Below are 17,047 nucleotides of genomic sequence, written 5' to 3'. Positions count from 1 at the left end.
TTGCTCTTTCCACGTTCTTATTTCTTCTTTAAATTTCCCCTATCCTCTCCCTCCCATAACGACCTCTCTTGCTATGTCCATCAAATTTCTACACGTTGCCGACACCCATGTTGGCGTTGAAAATTACGGCCGCCTCGATTCGGCTACTGGCCTTCACACGCGCTTGCAAGACTTTATCAAAAGTCTGCGATTCTCGTTTGAAGAAGCTATAAAAGAAGATGTCGATCTCGTCATCTTTGCCGGTGATGCCTATCGCTCATGCGACCCCACGCCCACCCACCAGCGCGAATTTGCATCTCTCATTCACAGGCTCAGTGCCCGCGACATTCCCATCGTCATGATCACCGGCAATCACGACAGCCCCGTATCTTATGGCAAAGCCTCATCTGTTGATATCTTTGGCACACTGGGCACCAGAGGTGTCCACATTGCCTCTGAAGACCGACTCATCGACATTGACACAAAATCAGGACCCATTCAAATTGCCTGCTTGCCCTGGCTACACCGCAGCCGCCTGTTGACCCAGGGGCCCTATCACAACCTGTCGCAAGAAGAAGTCGTCGAAAAACTTCAAGACCTGGGTGCCCTCCTGATTGAAAACCTGGTCACCCAGATCAAGCCCGATATCCCCGCCGTGCTCGTGGGCCACCTCGCTGCTGCCGACGCCACCTTGTCCGGCTCTGAACAAACCGCAATAATTGGGCGCGATCCCGTTTTTCTCACCAGCACACTCGCCAACCCCGCCTTTGACTACGTCGCCCTGGGGCATATCCACAAATTTCAGGACCTCAACCCCAATGCCCAGCCCCCTGTCGTGTATTCCGGCAGCATTGAACGCATTGATTTTGGCGAAGAACGAGAAACCAAAGGCGTCGTCATGGTCACAATAGAAACTCAGGAGACAGGGCGGACGACATCTTACAAATTTGTAAGCACGCCGGCCCGTCCCTTTTGCACGGTATCGGTTGATATCGCCCCAGACCAGGACCCTACGACAGCCATACTCGAAGCCATCGGCAAACACACCCTGACCGATGCCATTGTGCGCGTTATCTACGATTTGCCCGGCGACCGCACAGATACCGTTGACCTCAAAGCCATCAAAAACGCGCTCAAAGACGCGTTCATGGTCGCCAGCATTGCGCCCAAACCCAGGGCACAAAAACACCAACGCAGAGCCAATATCTCAGAAGATATGGGCATAAAAGACGCGCTCCACGCATATTTGCAAAATCACCCCGATCTCAAAGACATCGAAAAAGACCTCCAGAATTACGGCGCGCAACTCGAAGCAGAACTCAGAGGTGGCGAATGATTCCCATAAGCCTTTCCCTGCAGAACTTTCTCAGCTACGGCGAAAACGTGCCCCCCCTCGATTTTTCGGGCTTTCACGTCGCCTGCATAAGCGGTCGCAATGGGCACGGCAAATCTGCTCTGCTCGATGCCATCACCTGGGCACTGTGGGGAGAGGCCCGCAAATCTGGCAGTGAACGCCGTCCCAACGACGGCCTGCTGCGAATTGGCGCCACTGAAATGCGGGTTGATTTTGAATTTTTCCTCGAAAATGATCGCTATCGCATCAGCCGCAGCTTTCGCAAAACCGGCAAAAGCGCGACCACCCGCCTCGAATTTCAAATTTACTCGCCTGAAACGAACGCATACAAAACCCTCTCGGAAGAAAGTGCTGTGCGCCAAACACAGGCCAGTATTGACACCCTGTTGCGAATGACTTATGAGACCTTTATCAACTCGGCTTTTCTTCTTCAGGGGCGCGCAGACGAATTTACGCGTTGCAAAGCGAGCCAGCGAAAAGCCCTTCTCTCAGATATTCTCGGCCTATCGCATTACGACGACCTGTCTTCTCTCGCGCGAGAACGCGCACGCGAGGGAGATATAGAACTCGCAACCGCTCGCGCAAAAAGAGATGACATCGTGCAGACCATTGAAAAACGCGATGAATTTGTAGCACAGCGCGACGGCGTCAACGCACAACTCCAGGCCTGCAATAGCGAATTGGAAAGCGCGGAAAATCGACGCGAAGAACTGCGAAAAATACGCACCCAACGCGAACGCCGTGAAGCCGAGCGCGAGGCACTTCAAAAAGAAATATCGCGCATTGAATCGGACATGCAAGAACAACAAACCGCGTGTGAAAAAGCGCAACAAGACGTGGCAACCTATCGCGAAATCCTCGACAGACGCGCCGAAATCACAAATGCCGCCGAAAAATATCGGGCACTTCAAAAAGAAGACGCAGACCTGCAAACAAAACTACACACATTGAGACCACTTGAGAAACGCGCAGGAGAACTCGATCAAAAAATCGCCGACCGGCGTCACGAAGTGGAACGCCGCCTCGGCGAATGGCAAATACGCATTGGCGATGCAGAACGCACATTGCGAGAAACAGAAGCACTTCTCTCCGATCGCGAGACCATTCAAACACAACTCGAGGCATTGCACAAAGCCAGACAACAGGATCGCGAATGGGAAGAGATACGCGAAAACCGGGAGCGCGTTGAGCGCAATATTCGAGACATCGAGCGACAAATAGACAGTGCTATTGAAAATATAAAAATAGAGATCAGCACCCACACACATCACAGACAACAAACCGATGTACTGGTGGCCGACATTGAAACGCGCCGAGAAACGCGGCGATCCCTCCGCGTACAAGCCGAAGAAATTCAATCTCTCGAAGCCAAACGCGATGAGATTCGCAACAAAGGTAGTGCCTATAAAATTCAGATTGAAAATAACAGCGAACGCCTCAACACTCTGCAACAAGCCCGCGAAGACATTGCTCAACAACAGCAAATTTTGCAAAATGTCCAGGATGCCTCCTGTCCTTTATGTGGCAGCGAACTCGACCAGACCCACCGCGAAGAAGTAGCGACAAAACTCTCAAATCAGATGAGAGAACAACAGACGCAGATCATACAATTGGAGTCGGATATTCAAAAAGCCGAAGCAGAACGCGAACAGCACAGACATCGCTATCAAAAAATTAAAAACCAACTCGCACAGAGCGAAGACACCGCCCAACACCTCGCCGAAGCAGAAGCCGCACTAAAAGAAGCCGAAAAGGCCGTGCAAACCAGCGAAACATTGTCGGCTAAAATCAGTGACCTGGAAACTCAATTGCGTGAACAAACCCAGAACAGCCCGGATGCGCGCGCGCTATCCCAGGCCCACAGTGCGCTTGAAAACCTCACCTATAACCCGGCAGAACACCGCACCCTGCGCGAAAAACTCAAAGCACTCGACTCTGTCGAGGCACAAAATGCCCAACTTCAACTCGCCTCAGAACAGCGTGAAAAAGTCCTCGCGGAATTGCCCGCATTTCGAGAAAAACGCGACCTCGCACAACAATGGCTGGACGAGGCCAAATACGCACCCAATGAACAAGCAGAACGCGAACAGGTACACCAGCGCATCCGCACTCTGGATTACAATGCCGAACACCACCAGCGCATCTCTCCGCAACTCGCCGCCCTGCAAGATGCGCCAACGCAATACGAACGCCTTCAAGTGGCCGAACGCGACCTTGAAAATGCGCAAACGCAATTTAACACCGCAAAAAAACGCCTCACAGAACTCACAGAGCGCGACGGGCAAGCGCGACAACGCCTGACGGAAATCACCGCAGCCATCAACAGCGCCGAATCAACCCTTGAAGAAGCCAATACTCTGGAAAAAACTATTGCACAGATGCGCGCCCAGCGCGACAACCTGCTCCAGCAGAATGCCGCCCTGCAATCCCAAATTGAACACTGCGATGCACTCAGCGCAGAACAAAACGCCGTTGAGGAGAAAATCAAATCCTGCGAACGCGACATCCGCATCTACCGCGAACTGACCACCGCATTTGGCAAAGACGGCATTCAGGCACTCATCATCGAACAGGCCATTCCAGAAATCGAAGAAGAAGCCAATCGCATTCTCGCGCGCCTGACGGACAACCGCACCCAAATCGCCCTGGAATCTCTGCGCGACCTCAAAACCGGGGGAACGCGCGAAACCCTCGACATTAAAATTAGCGACGAACTCGGCGAACGCAGCTACGAACTCTATTCGGGTGGGGAAGCTTTTCGCATTGACTTCTCTATTCGCATAGCCCTGTCTAAACTCCTATCTCGCCGCACGGGCACGCGCCTGAGAACCCTGGTCATCGACGAGGGCTTTGGCACCCAGGATGCCGAAGGACTCGATCACCTCGTGGAAGCCATCCAGGCTATCAGCGGGGATTTTGAAAAAATATTGATTATTACCCACGTCGAATCGCTCAAACAGGCATTTCCCGTGCGCATCGAAGTCACCAAATATCCCGACCTGGGATCGCGCTTTGAGGTACTCTACTAAATGCCCCAACCCGACCGCCCCGCCTGGATCGAAGTAAATCTATCAGCCATTGCGAACAATATTTCCGCAGTCCGTCAGTTCGTCTCGCCAACAACGCAGGTCATGGCCATTGTCAAAGCCAATGCCTACGGCCATGGCCTCATACCCGCTTCCAGAGCAGCCATCAAAGGCGGCGCGTCTGCACTCGGCGTTGCCCTGCTGCAAGAAGGCGTTGCCCTTCGCAGCGCGGGTATCACAGCACCAGTGGTCGTACTCGCACCCACCATGCCCGAACAGGCCGACAGCATCGTTGTCCACAACCTGTCTCAAACCATCGGCCATCCCGACGCGATACCACCGCTGGAAGCCGCAGCCAAACGCCACAATACACGCGCCCGCATACATCTCAAAGTCGATACCGGCATGGGCCGCCTTGGCCTATTATCCGATGAGGTGCTCGCCTTTGCAAAAAAAATCGACCAGAATCCCCACTTATTCCTCGAGGGCATCGCAACACATGTGGCCTGGGAACGCGCAGAATACATGGACAAGGCGCGCCATCAGATCAAAACATTTTCCGCATGCCTGTCCAAACTCACAGATATTTCTGTTACCTGGCGTCACGCCGCCAACAGCGTCATGACCGTTCACATGCCCGAATCGCATTTTGACCTCGTACGCGTGGGATTGCTCACCTATGGCATTCCACCCACGCAAGGTGCTGGCGCACTCTCGCTTTCTCCCGCGCTATCCATCAAAGCGCGGATTGCACAAGTGCGAAACTTTTCTGCTGGCCAAACCCTCAGTTACGGCGGCACATACACGCTCACGCGCCCCTCTCGCATCGCTCTTGTGCCCCTCGGGTATGCCGATGGGTACAACCGTCAGATGTCCAATAAATCCCAAGTTCTCATCCGCGGAAAACCATGCCCGGTTGTCGGCGCGATCTGCATGGACGTCATCATGATCGATGTCACCGATATACCGCCTGTTGCCGTCGGCGAGGAAATCGTACTGCTCGGGCAACAGGGCGACCGCAAAATCACCGTGAACGACCTCGCCCAATGGGGAAATTATATCTCACACGAAGTTGTCTCCCTGCTCGGCGCGCGTCTTCCCCGGCACTATATTTCGTAAAATTTGAACATTGTTTCTGTCTCCAAATCCTATTATCTTTATCTTTTCTCGTTCCCCTTTCTACTGGGTACCGTTTTATGCGCCTTCTTCTATTTTTACTGCTTTTGTGCGTCGGATGTGGCAACCACTTGCCCGAATCTCTCGGTCCCGCTCGCAAAATCATCGTACTGGCCGACTCTACCGATTGGCAAACGCTGGAAGACCCCCTCCGCGAAATTTTTGAAACCGTTATCTATACGCCTCAGGCCGAGCGCATTTATGAAATTGCATTGGGCGATGTCAATTTCCTCAAGGCACACAAACACGAACAGCGAAAAAGCCTCATGGTTATTGCGCCCCTCAATGCCAACCATCCCACCGCACAATTCGTCAAAGAAATACTCAGTCCCGAGGTGCAACAAGCCATTTTGGATGGTCGTGCAGGTGTAACCTGGAAAAAAGATGTGTGGGCCAAAGATCAAACCCTTTATATCGTATCGGGAAAAAATATAGAGACTACCGTTGAAAACCTCTTTATGGAATCCGATCGTTTGTATAGCACTCTGGAAAATGCCGTTGATCACAGTGTGCGAGAAAATGTTTACAGCTTTGGCGAACGCAAAGATGTCACCCAGGAACTCGCCAAGACCTATGGTTGGAATGTACGCGTGCCCTTTGGCTATCGTATCCTCGAAACCTATCCCAACTTTGTCGTGCTTGCCAGAGATAATCCTAACCGCTGGCTTTCCGTCTATTGGGAAGACGATGTACACCCCGATCAACTCACCGAAGACTGGGTTATTCAAAAGCGGGATGACATCACGGGACAGTGGTTTGGCGGCGATCGCATTGTCCTGGGCGAAGTCACAGTTAGACAAACCGAATTTGCGGGCAAACTCGCCGTAGTACTTCAGGGCCTTTGGGAAAATGAAGCCGAGTGGAAAGGCGGCCCCTTTAAGAGCTATGCTTTTGTCGATGTCGATCTCAACCGGCTATTTTTTATCGACATAGGGCTTTATTCGCCCAACAAAAAAAAAGCCCCCATTTTGAGACGGGTAGATCTCGTCGCCAAATCTTTCACCATTCACCGCGCGTTTTTTCAAGACAAATGATCTTTCCGGAGAAGATATGTACAAACCCAATGTAATTTTTGTTTTGACCGATGATCAGGGATATGGCGATCTCTCTTGCCACGGCAATCCGATCATAAAAACGCATAATTTAGACGCGTTACACAACGAGAGCATTCGGTTCACGGATTTCCACGTCGCGCCCATGTGTACGCCAACGCGCGGCGAACTGCTGACAGGCCAGGACGCGCTCCGCAATGGCGCCACATTTGTGTGCATGGGGCGGTCGTTGATGAATCCCGAAGTGCCGACTATGGCGGATATTTTCGGCCTGAATGGCTACCGCACGGGGCATTTTGGCAAATGGCACCTCGGCGACAATTACCCCTACCGTCCACAGGACCGGGGTTTTCAGGAAACGATTCACCATCCCGCCTGGGGCATTACATCCGCTGCAGATTATTTCGGCAATGATTATTTCGACGACCACTATCGGCACAATGGAACAATAGAGGCTTTTGAAGGGTATTGCACAGATGTGTGGTTTGACGAAGCCATGGACTGGATCGAGAAACAGGGCGACGCGCCGTTTTTTGCTTACATCGCCACCAACGCCCCCCATACCCCACTTTGGGTCCCCGACGCATACCGCCAACCCTATCTCGACCAGGTCGCATATAATGTCGCCAGCTTTTACGGTATGATTGCCAATATCGACGAAAACATGGGCAAGCTCGACGCCTTTCTCCGCAAAACCGGACTGCGCGACAATACCATTTTGATTTTTATGACCGATAATGGGACGGCAAACGGGGAAACCGTGTACAACGCTGGCATGCGCGGAAAAAAGACCACGCTCTATGAAGGCGGTCATCGCGTTCCATTTTTTATTCGCTGGCCCGAAGGGCAGTTGGGAGATCCCCGCGATATACCCGATCCCACGCACGGTACAGATGTATTGCCAACCCTGATCTCCCTCTGCGGTCTCGACGAACCAGAAGGAACTGCCTGTGATGGCGTTTCTCTAACCGACCTCTTGCGCGAACGCGAAGAATTGGAAGACCGGATGCTCGTCGTACAATACGGCCACAATGTCCCAAAGGGAAACCGAACCACGCGCAAAGGCAATGCTGCAGTTTTATGGAATCGCTGGCGTCTCGTGGATTATACCGAACTGTATCACCTCGACAGCGATCCCGCGCAAAAACACAACATCGCCGACCAGCATCCCCATGTCGTGCAAAAGATGCGGGCGCATTACGATGCGTGGTGGGACGCGCTCGGCAAAAACCTCGATATTTACTTCCCCATTTCCATTGGGACAAAGGAGGAAAAATCCACGCGATTGTCCAGTTGTGATTGGATGGGGGTCTATTGCGACAATCCCGGAGGCGTACGCGGATGTGTGATGGACAGCGGTATCTGGCAACTCGCAGTTACACAATCCGGGAAATACGACATCACCTTGCGGCGCTGGCCCAGAGAATCGAATCTCGCAATTACAGCACCAGCCCCCGTGATGGAAGGCGTTGACGGCACATTGATGGCTGGAAAAGCACTACCCGTGGATCGGGCGTGGATGCAGATCGGAGGATCTGAACAGGAAATGGACGTGCGCCCCGACGACCTATCCGTAACATTTACAGTGGATTTGTCGAGCGGTCCCACAACTTTGCAAACGTGGTGGATAGACGCGAGTGGCAATCGCCTCGCCGGCGCGTATTACGTGACGGTAGAACGCATATAAAATATGAACTACAACCCTGAAAATCCCCTCATCATCCAGAGCGACCTGACGATTCTCGTCGAAGTCAACTCGCCCAGATACGAAGCGGCGCGAGATCGGCTCGTGCGCTTTGCCGAATTGGAAAAAAGCCCCGAGCACATACACACGTACCGCGTCAACCCCCTCTCGCTCTGGAATGCGGCCGCAGCCGGTGTCACCACCGAAGAAATCATCACCACCCTCGAAACCTACGGCAAATACGACATTCCCCAGAATGTGGGGGTTGAAATCCGCGAGGCAATGAGTCGCTATGGCAAAGTCTATCTCGACAAAGAAGACGACGCGCTCATCCTGTCTTCCGAAGACCCGCTAATCATTCTCGAAATCTGCCGCCACAAAACCGTCCAGCCCTATATTGAAAAGCGACTCAACGCCCATCGCATTCGCATTTTGCCTCTCTATCGAGGGCACCTCAAACAGGCCCTCACGCGCATTGGATTCCCGGTCAAAGATCGCGCGGGATACCTCAAAGGCAGAACACTCAAATTTCAACATCGCCAGACTGCTCTATCGGGCAATCCCTTCGCATTGCGCGATTATCAGCGCGAGGCCGTCGATATATTCCACGCGGGCGGAGGTCCCGATGGCGGAAGCGGCACAGTAGTCTTGCCCTGCGGCGCGGGCAAAACCATTGTGGGCATGGCCGCGATGAATACCCTCCAGTGCGAAACCCTGATCCTGACTACCAATATCACGGCGTCTCGCCAGTGGAAAGCAGAACTCATCGACAAAACGAGCCTCACCGACGACCAGATAGGCGAATATTCTGGCGAGCGCAAAGAAATTCGGCCCGTTACCATTGCCACCTACAATATCCTGACCTATCGCAAGAGCCGGGAGGAGGACTTCCCCCACTTCGGTATTTTCAATCAGGGCAATTGGGGTCTCATTATTTACGACGAAGTCCACCTGCTTCCCGCGCCCGTATTTCGCTTTACCGCCGAATTGCAATCCCGACGTCGTCTGGGTCTCACAGCCACTCTCGTGCGCGAAGATGGCCTCGAAACCGATGTCTTTTCGCTCATCGGACCCAAGCGCTACGACGTGCCCTGGCGAGAGCTCGAATCCAGCGGCTGGATAGCAACCGCAGAATGCTGTGAAATTCGCCTGCTACTGCCACAGGGCAAGCGGCTCAGCTATGCCATAGCAGATAGACGCGCCAAATTCCGAATTGCATCGGAAAATGCCGACAAAATCCACATGGTCAAGCACCTGCTCAAAAAACACAAAGGCGACCAAATCCTCGTCATTGGGCAATACATCCGCCAGGTCGAATATATTGCACGAGAACTCGACGCCCCGTTAATAATGGGCAAAACTCCCACCGAAGACCGCGACCTCCTCTACGAAGCATTTCGAAAAGGCAAAATCAAGATCCTCGTCGTGTCCAAAGTCGCCAATTTTGCCGTCGATCTGCCCGACGCCAGTGTCGCCATTCAGATTTCTGGCACTTACGGCTCGCGCCAGGAAGAAGCCCAGCGCCTCGGGCGCATTCTGCGCCCCAAATCCGACGGCAGCCTGGCTCATTTTTATACCCTCGTCACGCGCGACACCCGCGAACAAGAATTTGCTCGAAATCGCCAGACCTTCCTCACCGAACAGGGCTATCGCTACACCATTCGAGACGCAGACGATGTCTTTGATGAAGCCTGAAAAACATGGCCTTCCGCAAGACCAGATTTTACGCCGCGATTGAACTCTCTCGCCCGATCAACTGCCTCATAACCTTTGCCTCAGTACTCCTCGGCGGCTGGCTGGGGATTCACAACATCACCGAACTCCTGCTCTTTGCCGCGCTATCCGCCGCCCTCATCACCGCAGGGGGCAACGTGCTCAATGACCTGTGTGGCATAACCGAAGACCGCATAAACAAACCGCACCGCCCACTCCCTTCAGGGCGTTTATCCCTCGGCATCGCCCGCATAGAAATGGGTATTTTCCTCCTCACGGGCATTCTCCTCGCCCTCCCCTTGCCAACGCCAGCCCTCGCCATTGCCCTCATCGCCATCGCGTGCCTGATCCTTTACAATACCTATCTCAAACGCGTGCCTCTCATCGGCAATCTCACAGTAAGTGCGCTCGGCGGTCTGGCATTTCTCTATGGTGGCGCAACCGTTGAAAACATATCTGCCCCCTATCTCATTGTGGGCTTTGCCTTTCTGTTTCACCTGGGCCGCGAACTTCTCAAAGACCTCGAAGACAGCGCGGGCGACCGCCAGTTATCGGGCGGCACTGTACCCATCTCCTGGGGCGAAAACATCGCGCGCATTCTGATCACCGGCATCTTTGCAATCCTCATCATCGCGACTCCATTGCCCGCGCTCCTGGGCATTTACAGTTCGATCTATCTCTGCCTGATTCTCTTCCTCAACCTTTTGCTCATCTTTGTCCTCATCCGCCTCTGGCAAAAAGACACCCTCGGATACCTCAGCAAACTCCTCAAAGCGGGCATGCTACTGGGACTCGCCGCTTTTCTTTTTGCTTGAAAACTAACGGGGGGTTTCTGGCGAAAATTATTGGTGGGTAAACATCGCGCCCACCTTGAATATGCGGACAAAATTGGCTATACTAAATGCAGCATTGAATTGGACAACCCCGCCCACTGGGGAAGAGATCAGGAGAATCCATTGCTTCGGACCTGATCAACCCTTATTAATGCCCGAGTACCTTTTTTTATGACTCCCACCAACCGCATTGCACAACTCGTTGAACAACTCAACGAACACAATTACCGATACGCCGTGCTCAATGCTCCCGCGATTTCTGACCGGGAATATGACACACTTATGCGCGAACTGAGCGACCTGGAAGCGCGACATCCCAATTTGATCCAACCCGATTCCCCCACACAGCGCGTAACCTCTGACCTGACCCGAGAATTTCCAACCGTGCAACACGACATCCCCATGCTCAGTTTGGACAACACCTATTCAGAAGACGAACTCAGAGACTTTGAAGACCGCATCCGCCGCGAACTACCCGACGAAGAACTGCAATATGTCGCCGAACTCAAAATCGACGGTGTTGCCCTGAGCCTGATTTACGAAAACGGCCTGCTCACGCGCGGCGTCACCCGCGGCAATGGCACACAGGGCGAAGACATAACACCGAATGTAAAAACCATTAAATCCATACCCATCCGCCTCAAAGCCTGTGCTGAAATAGGGTTATTCAGTAACCCCGTACCCTACTGCGAAATCCGCGGCGAAGTCTATCTCGATCACAACACCTTTGACGCGATAAACGTCCTGCGCGAAAAAAATGAGGAAAACCCCTTCGCCAACCCGCGCAACGCCACATCTGGCTCGCTCAAATTACAAGACGCACAACAGGTAGCCGAGCGTCGCCTGAGCTTTTTTGCGTACTCTTTCCGCTCGCCCGCCATACAGCTACCAACCCATGGCGAAAACCTCTCCTACCTCGAACGCCTGGGCCTGCCCGTCAACGCCAACCGCGCCCTGTGCGACAATATTGACGACATCATCGCCCAGGCACGCGAATGGCAGGAAAAGCGTCCGGATTTACCCTATGACATCGACGGCATCGTCATCAAAGTCAACAGCATCGCACAACAAAACAAACTCGGCGCCACATCCAAAAGTCCCCGCTGGGCAATCTCCTACAAATACTCAGCCGAACAAGCCGAAACCGTGCTCAAACGCATTACCCTTCAAGTCGGGCGCACAGGCGTTATCACCCCGGTGGCAAACCTCAAACCCGTGCAATTGGCGGGCACCACCGTCAGCCGCGCCACATTGCACAACGCCGAAGAACTCGAGCGCAAAGACATCCGGGAAGGCGATACAGTCATCCTCGAAAAAGGCGGCGACGTCATCCCCAAAGTCGTGCGCGTGGTCACAGCCAAACGCGCAAAAGACACCATCGCATTCGAATTCCCAAAAAACTGCCCCGTCTGCAACGGTCCCCTCATTAAAGACAAAACCGAAGTCGCCATTCGCTGCGACAATTCCCAATGCCTCGCGCAACTCAAAGGCAATATCCGTCACTTTGCCTCGCGCACGGCAATGGATATCGAGGGCCTGGGAACTGCTCTTGTTGAGCAACTCGTCGATAACGAACTCGTCCGCGATGTCGGCGATCTCTATAACCTCGAGTTAGAGCAACTCGAGGGCCTCGAACGCATGGCAAAAAAATCGGCTCAAAACGTCCTCGACGCGCTCGAAGCGAGCAAACAACAACCATTTCACCGCGTACTCTTCGCCCTGGGCATTCGCCATATAGGTGCCACGGTTGCGCGCGCGCTATCCGACAACTTCCACAACATTGACCGCTTGCGCGACACACCGCCCGAAGAAATCGAAGCCGTACACGAAATAGGCGCCGCCATCGCAGAAAGCATCCACGCCTATCTCAAGGATGAAGACAACTGGGCCATCGTCGAAAAACTTCGCAGAGCAGGTATCAATCTCAAATCTGAAACCCCTGCCGACACAGGTCCCAAACCCCTCGCCGACGAAATAGTCGTCATTACCGGCACCTTCACCCGCTGGGGTCGCCAGCAAGCCCAGGACCTCATTCGCGCCCTCGGCGGCACACCCACTTCCAGCGTCAGCGGCAAAACCACCCTCGTTATCGCAGGAGAAAAAGCTGGGTCTAAACGCACAAAAGCTGAACAATTGGGCATCGATGTCCTCAATGAAGAGGAATTTGTCGAACTCATCGGCGAAGAGAACGCGTAGTCTGCAATCGGCTTTTTGCTTGACAGACCCATCCCATTTTGTTACTCTTGACTGCGTATAGATGTGGGGCCGTAGCTCAACTGGGAGAGCGTTTGACTGGCAGTCAAAAGGTCGGCGGTTCGATCCCGCTCGGCTCCACTTTTTTTTAGGCACTTACAGTTTTGTAAGTGTCTTATTTTTACTGTACCCATCATGAAACTACGCACCGCGCTCACGCAATATCCGTTCGACACGCTCTGCCAACTCGCCCGCGACGTGGGTATTGATCCCGGTGGCAGCAACAAAACCATCCTCGCCGACGCGCTCTGCCGCGTACTCCCCGATCCAGAGCGCGTAGCAAAACGCCTCCGTTCCCTATCCCCTGAACAGCACGCGATGGTACAGACCCTTGCCGCCGAAGGGGGCGAGCTATTGGAAGTCGAAGCCGTTGAAAAATTTGCCAACGGATTTCTTCCCCGTCTCCATGCCCAACTCAGTGACCTGACCGGTCTCGTATTTCGAGATGTGCACACACTGGGTGATTCAGACGTTCTAATCGGCATTCCCGAATCACTGCTCAAATCCATCCCCATTCCCGACGCAGATCAGGGCCGGTTGCTCGTCATCTTGAAACCCGTATCTGTGGGTTTGCTTCGAGCTTTTGCAGATCAGATTGGCCTGCGCCTTTCAGACATGCGCAAACCCATCGTATCCAACGCCATAAGAGATACCCTGCTCGACATTAAAACACTACACGCCTACCTCAACACACTCAGCGAAGACCGCCGCGCCATTCTCGATTTGTTTCTCCCCGCCAACGCGATCACGCGCAGCGAAGTCGCCGATAAATTGGGGGAATCCGCAGTCCGTGAATTGGAAGACATGCTCTGGAAAATGCCGATCTTTTACGCGCCAAACCGCGATCTTCACGCCCCCAACGCCGCGATATATCTCGCTTCAGACCTGTGCGCTACCCTGTCTAAAATCGCCCAATCCCAGGGGGGGCAACTCGAAAACAGCCTCGAAACCCTCCTCGAAATCTCCGCTCCTGCCCCCGCCGCGATATGCGAAAATACCGCCTTTCTCATCCAAGACCTGACCACATTGCTCGGCATTGTTACACAACGCTTGCCCCGCAGGCTCAAACACGGCGGCATATCCAAAACCGATTTGCGCGACGCGAACAAATACTGCCATATCCAGGACGATCCGGGCTATATTGAATTTCTCACGCTCTTTGCCGAAACAACGGGACTGATAAAGCCCCATGATACGGTCTGGCATACCGCCTCGGATGCCGGCACCCAGATGGGGCAAATCATCGACATACGCAAGGCGTGCTTTGACTTCTGGTTTCACAGCGAGCGGTGGAATGAGTGGGCTTCCGACCGTACCAAAGCCACCAGTGCCCGAATGCAAGTACTCAAGAATATTCGCAGTGAAATCGTGCGAAGCCTTCGGCATTGCCCCACCGACACATGGATGAAGTACCCATCGTATTATCAATTTCTGACGCGTCTTTCAGAGCCTTTTCGACATTTTGCCAAAGACCCATCTCATACCGGAACCACCGCCGATGAATTGCTGCGCCGCGCCATCACAGGTGCGCTCACCTGGATGGGCGTCGTCCGCGTGGGCAACTTCCCCAATTTCTCTACACCATTGCAGCACAGCAAAAAGGCGGTCTTTCAGATCACCCCTGCGGGCTACGCTCTATTGCACGACACGCATGACGATGCACTGACCGAACAAATACCCCTGCAAAATTCAGAGGCAAAATTTATTGTACAGCCCAATTTTGAAGTTCTATCCCCGCCGGATCTTCCATGCGCGCACTATCTCAGACTGTGCGTCCTCGGAGACCTCAAAACACAGGATGTAATGGCGTGTTTCCATCTCTCTAGCGACTCGATTCGCCGCGCATTCGCGCGCGGTTTGTCAGGGGACGAGATACGCTCATTTTTGACACAGCACAGCGCAAGCGGCCTGCCCGACATGGTCGATACTTTAATTGCCGAATGTGACGACAAATACGGTGAAATCGAAATCCTCCCCGCCATCGGACGAGTCAAAACCGCCACGCGAGAATTGCTTGACGAACTCTACGCCCAACCCCGCATTGCCCAGGCATTAGACGACCGCATTTCTCCAACTATTGCAACCCTCAACAATACGGCAAACCCCGAATCTTTGATTCAAATACTCCAGCAACAGGGCTACCTGCCGCACCTATCGCAAGAATGACTCCTACTTCACACTTCACTAATACCCGTGGATATAATGCCCCCCTTCGGGAAACCAGATCAAATCAATCAAAAAAGAGCATCCCACGGCAAACACATACCCCACAATCAACCCATAACAACACGGCTTAACCCTTCGATAAAGTGAAATACCCCCAAAACTGAGAACCAGCAATTTGCTCAGCCACACCAGAAAAATATCCAGCACATAGAGCCGAACATAACCGCTCGACATCAGCATCACACCCAGCGGGTGAAACGGCCACCAGGAAAACCGACTCTGCATCACCTGAATAACCCCCGCAACTACGCCACCCAGAACCCACACGCCAATTTTTCCCGGATCGGTTACAGTGCGATCTGTCTCTGCAACCGCCTTGGCAATACCCTCGTACATCCCCACTGGCGCACCCACCAGAGACCATGTGCGGAAAGTGCTCCCCCCCGATTCATAGCAGATGGACACCGTGTAGAGAATTGCCGCCAGCATCCCCAACATCAGGCTCCCAATCACCACCCATCCAACTCGCTTTGCCGGACTCACCAGGCGTTCCACATGGGGCAATGCTGCCGGCAAACGCCAACCTGCCAGCAAACGCCAATTCACCAGTCGAAGCCCCACCTGTGTGGCGTCTTGCATCCGGCTGGCTCCCACTGTCATATCCAGGATCGACGTACCGAAACTCGGAAACAGATACGCAAATCCACTCGCCGCCAAAAACTTCATCACCACCAGAATACTCGCCCAGAAAAGCAACAGCCAGGCCAGCCCAATCCCCGCGCTATAACCCGCGCTGTACAACCAGAAAACCATATAAATACCACCGCCCAAAATTCCACACACAGCTAATCGGGGAGACAAAATCGCGGTTTCCACCTCCCCACCTACATATGGGCGTAACACCTGCCGAAAAACCTTTCTCAGATGACCGCGAGCAACCCAAATTGCCCAGATCGACAGCCCCATGCTCACGCCATGGGTAAACAAACCCAAAATTGCAGTGGGTTTGGCTTCTTGCCCGGCCAAACCCACTGAAAATCCAACCCTGGACATCCCGTAAAGCCCCGCCTGCCCGGCCAGCCACAAAGACCAGATACTAAACAGGATATTCAGATCGCACAAAAATGTAAACCCCAGCACAGGGGGCAAAATTCGATAGGAGAACGGCGACAAATAACGCGACAATACAGCACCTCTGGGACCTCTGGGACCATAATAAGGGTCAAAAATTGCCAGCCTGGGAAAACCCGGCGTCCAGTATTCGATCAGATTCCACAACAATGGGAGAGCAGCCACGGCAAACCCCACCCAGAACAGCCAGTTCCGCATAAAAGGCGGCCAGCCGCGCTTGCCGTCGAATCCTTCCGTCAAATCGAGCGGAACCTGCGCCAGTGGATACGTCAGCCGTTCGTGCCGAACCCACTGCTTCTGGAACACCGCCGTCAAACCCAGCCCAATAGCCGTCATCGCCAGCCCGGCGGACATAGCCCAAAAAATCGGAGCTATCCACGCCCCCCACGGCACTGCCGCACCTTCCTCCAGTCCGAGAAAAAAGCCCTCTGTCACCCCTGGAAAATTCGAGGGAAACATCCACCAGGGCAAATAGTCAAAAATCAACTCCTGCCACCGGTTCTCGGGCGACGCATAATATCTCGGCGCCGCCATCGCGCCCACCCACTGCGTAATCCAGTTATACCCCCCAAACGCCCCCCCCCCCCACAGCTGTATCTTTTAAAAAAAAACCAGCCCCCGAGACCCGAATAGATATAGTTTTGCCGGGTGGGGGTGGAAAAAAATAGGTGGGGTGGGGG

The 17,047-nt window shown here is 53.5% G+C and carries 10 protein-coding genes and 1 tRNA gene; 10 read left to right on the top strand and 1 reads right to left on the bottom strand.

Going from position 1 to position 17,047, the window contains the following annotated elements; translation table 11 throughout:
- Nucleotides 1–73 precede the first annotated feature (73 nt).
- The 10 genes from F4Y39_18580 to F4Y39_18535 all read left to right on the top strand — a co-directional run bounded on the left by F4Y39_18580 (nt 74) and on the right by F4Y39_18535 (nt 15,236).
- Nucleotides 74–1,315, top strand: a complete 1,242-nt coding sequence (locus F4Y39_18580) for an exonuclease SbcCD subunit D (GenBank protein MYC15735.1) — start codon at nt 74–76, stop codon at nt 1,313–1,315.
- Nucleotides 1,312–4,362, top strand: a complete 3,051-nt coding sequence (locus F4Y39_18575) for an SMC family ATPase (protein ID MYC15734.1) — start codon at nt 1,312–1,314, stop codon at nt 4,360–4,362. The genes F4Y39_18580 and F4Y39_18575 overlap by 4 nt, the downstream gene beginning before the upstream one ends.
- Nucleotides 4,363–5,478 (top strand): alanine racemase, encoded by a 1,116-nt coding sequence (alr, locus tag F4Y39_18570; GenBank protein MYC15733.1) that lies wholly within the window; start codon nt 4,363–4,365, stop codon nt 5,476–5,478.
- Entirely contained in the window at nt 5,406–6,569 is a 1,164-nt protein-coding gene (locus F4Y39_18565) for a DUF4837 family protein (GenBank protein MYC15732.1), read from the top strand. The genes alr and F4Y39_18565 overlap by 73 nt, the downstream gene beginning before the upstream one ends.
- Before the next feature lie 16 nt (nt 6,570–6,585).
- Complete coding sequence (locus F4Y39_18560; GenBank protein ID MYC15731.1) at nt 6,586–8,274, top strand: arylsulfatase; 1,689 nt, start codon at nt 6,586–6,588, stop codon at nt 8,272–8,274.
- A 3-nt stretch (nt 8,275–8,277) separates the two neighbouring features.
- Entirely contained in the window at nt 8,278–9,966 is a 1,689-nt protein-coding gene (locus tag F4Y39_18555; GenBank protein ID MYC15730.1) for a DEAD/DEAH box helicase, read from the top strand.
- 5 nt (nt 9,967–9,971) lie between these two features.
- On the top strand, nt 9,972–10,799 hold the full coding sequence (locus F4Y39_18550) for a hypothetical protein (GenBank protein ID MYC15729.1): 828 nt from the start codon (nt 9,972–9,974) through the stop codon (nt 10,797–10,799).
- Between the two features lie 189 nt (nt 10,800–10,988).
- Nucleotides 10,989–13,013, top strand: a complete 2,025-nt coding sequence (gene ligA / locus F4Y39_18545) for an NAD-dependent DNA ligase LigA (protein MYC15728.1) — start codon at nt 10,989–10,991, stop codon at nt 13,011–13,013.
- 65 nt (nt 13,014–13,078) lie between these two features.
- Nucleotides 13,079–13,151: transfer RNA gene (locus tag F4Y39_18540), tRNA-Ala, on the top strand.
- 54 nt (nt 13,152–13,205) lie between these two features.
- Complete coding sequence (locus F4Y39_18535; protein ID MYC15727.1) at nt 13,206–15,236, top strand: hypothetical protein; 2,031 nt, start codon at nt 13,206–13,208, stop codon at nt 15,234–15,236.
- Nucleotides 15,237–15,254: 18 nt separating this feature from the next.
- Here F4Y39_18535 and F4Y39_18530 read toward each other — a convergent pair whose 3' ends face one another.
- The gene (locus F4Y39_18530; GenBank protein MYC15726.1) at nt 15,255–16,901 is read right to left on the bottom strand and encodes a hypothetical protein; all 1,647 of its coding nucleotides are present in this window, start codon (nt 16,899–16,901) and stop codon (nt 15,255–15,257) included.
- Nucleotides 16,902–17,047: the final 146 nt, after the last annotated feature.

The sequence above is a fragment of the Gemmatimonadota bacterium genome (genome assembly GCA_009838845.1).
Lineage (GTDB): Bacteria > Latescibacterota > UBA2968 > UBA2968 > UBA2968 > VXRD01.
This window is presented reverse-complemented; position numbering and strand designations above follow the sequence as displayed.

Excerpts from the sequence above, each read along its gene's own strand:
- ligA (MYC15728.1), top strand. The coding sequence starts at position 10,989 with ATGACTCCCACCAACCGCATTGCACAACTCGTTGAACAACTCAACGAA.
- F4Y39_18560 (MYC15731.1), top strand. The coding sequence starts at position 6,586 with ATGTACAAACCCAATGTAATTTTTGTTTTGACCGATGATCAGGGATAT.
- F4Y39_18550 (MYC15729.1), top strand. The coding sequence starts at position 9,972 with ATGGCCTTCCGCAAGACCAGATTTTACGCCGCGATTGAACTCTCTCGC.
- F4Y39_18555 (MYC15730.1), top strand. The coding sequence starts at position 8,278 with ATGAACTACAACCCTGAAAATCCCCTCATCATCCAGAGCGACCTGACG.
- F4Y39_18530 (MYC15726.1), bottom strand. The coding sequence starts at position 16,901 with ATGGCGGCGCCGAGATATTATGCGTCGCCCGAGAACCGGTGGCAGGAG.
- F4Y39_18580 (MYC15735.1), top strand. The coding sequence starts at position 74 with ATGTCCATCAAATTTCTACACGTTGCCGACACCCATGTTGGCGTTGAA.
- alr (MYC15733.1), top strand. The coding sequence starts at position 4,363 with ATGCCCCAACCCGACCGCCCCGCCTGGATCGAAGTAAATCTATCAGCC.
- F4Y39_18535 (MYC15727.1), top strand. The coding sequence starts at position 13,206 with ATGAAACTACGCACCGCGCTCACGCAATATCCGTTCGACACGCTCTGC.
- F4Y39_18565 (MYC15732.1), top strand. The coding sequence starts at position 5,406 with ATGGGGAAATTATATCTCACACGAAGTTGTCTCCCTGCTCGGCGCGCG.
- F4Y39_18575 (MYC15734.1), top strand. The coding sequence starts at position 1,312 with ATGATTCCCATAAGCCTTTCCCTGCAGAACTTTCTCAGCTACGGCGAA.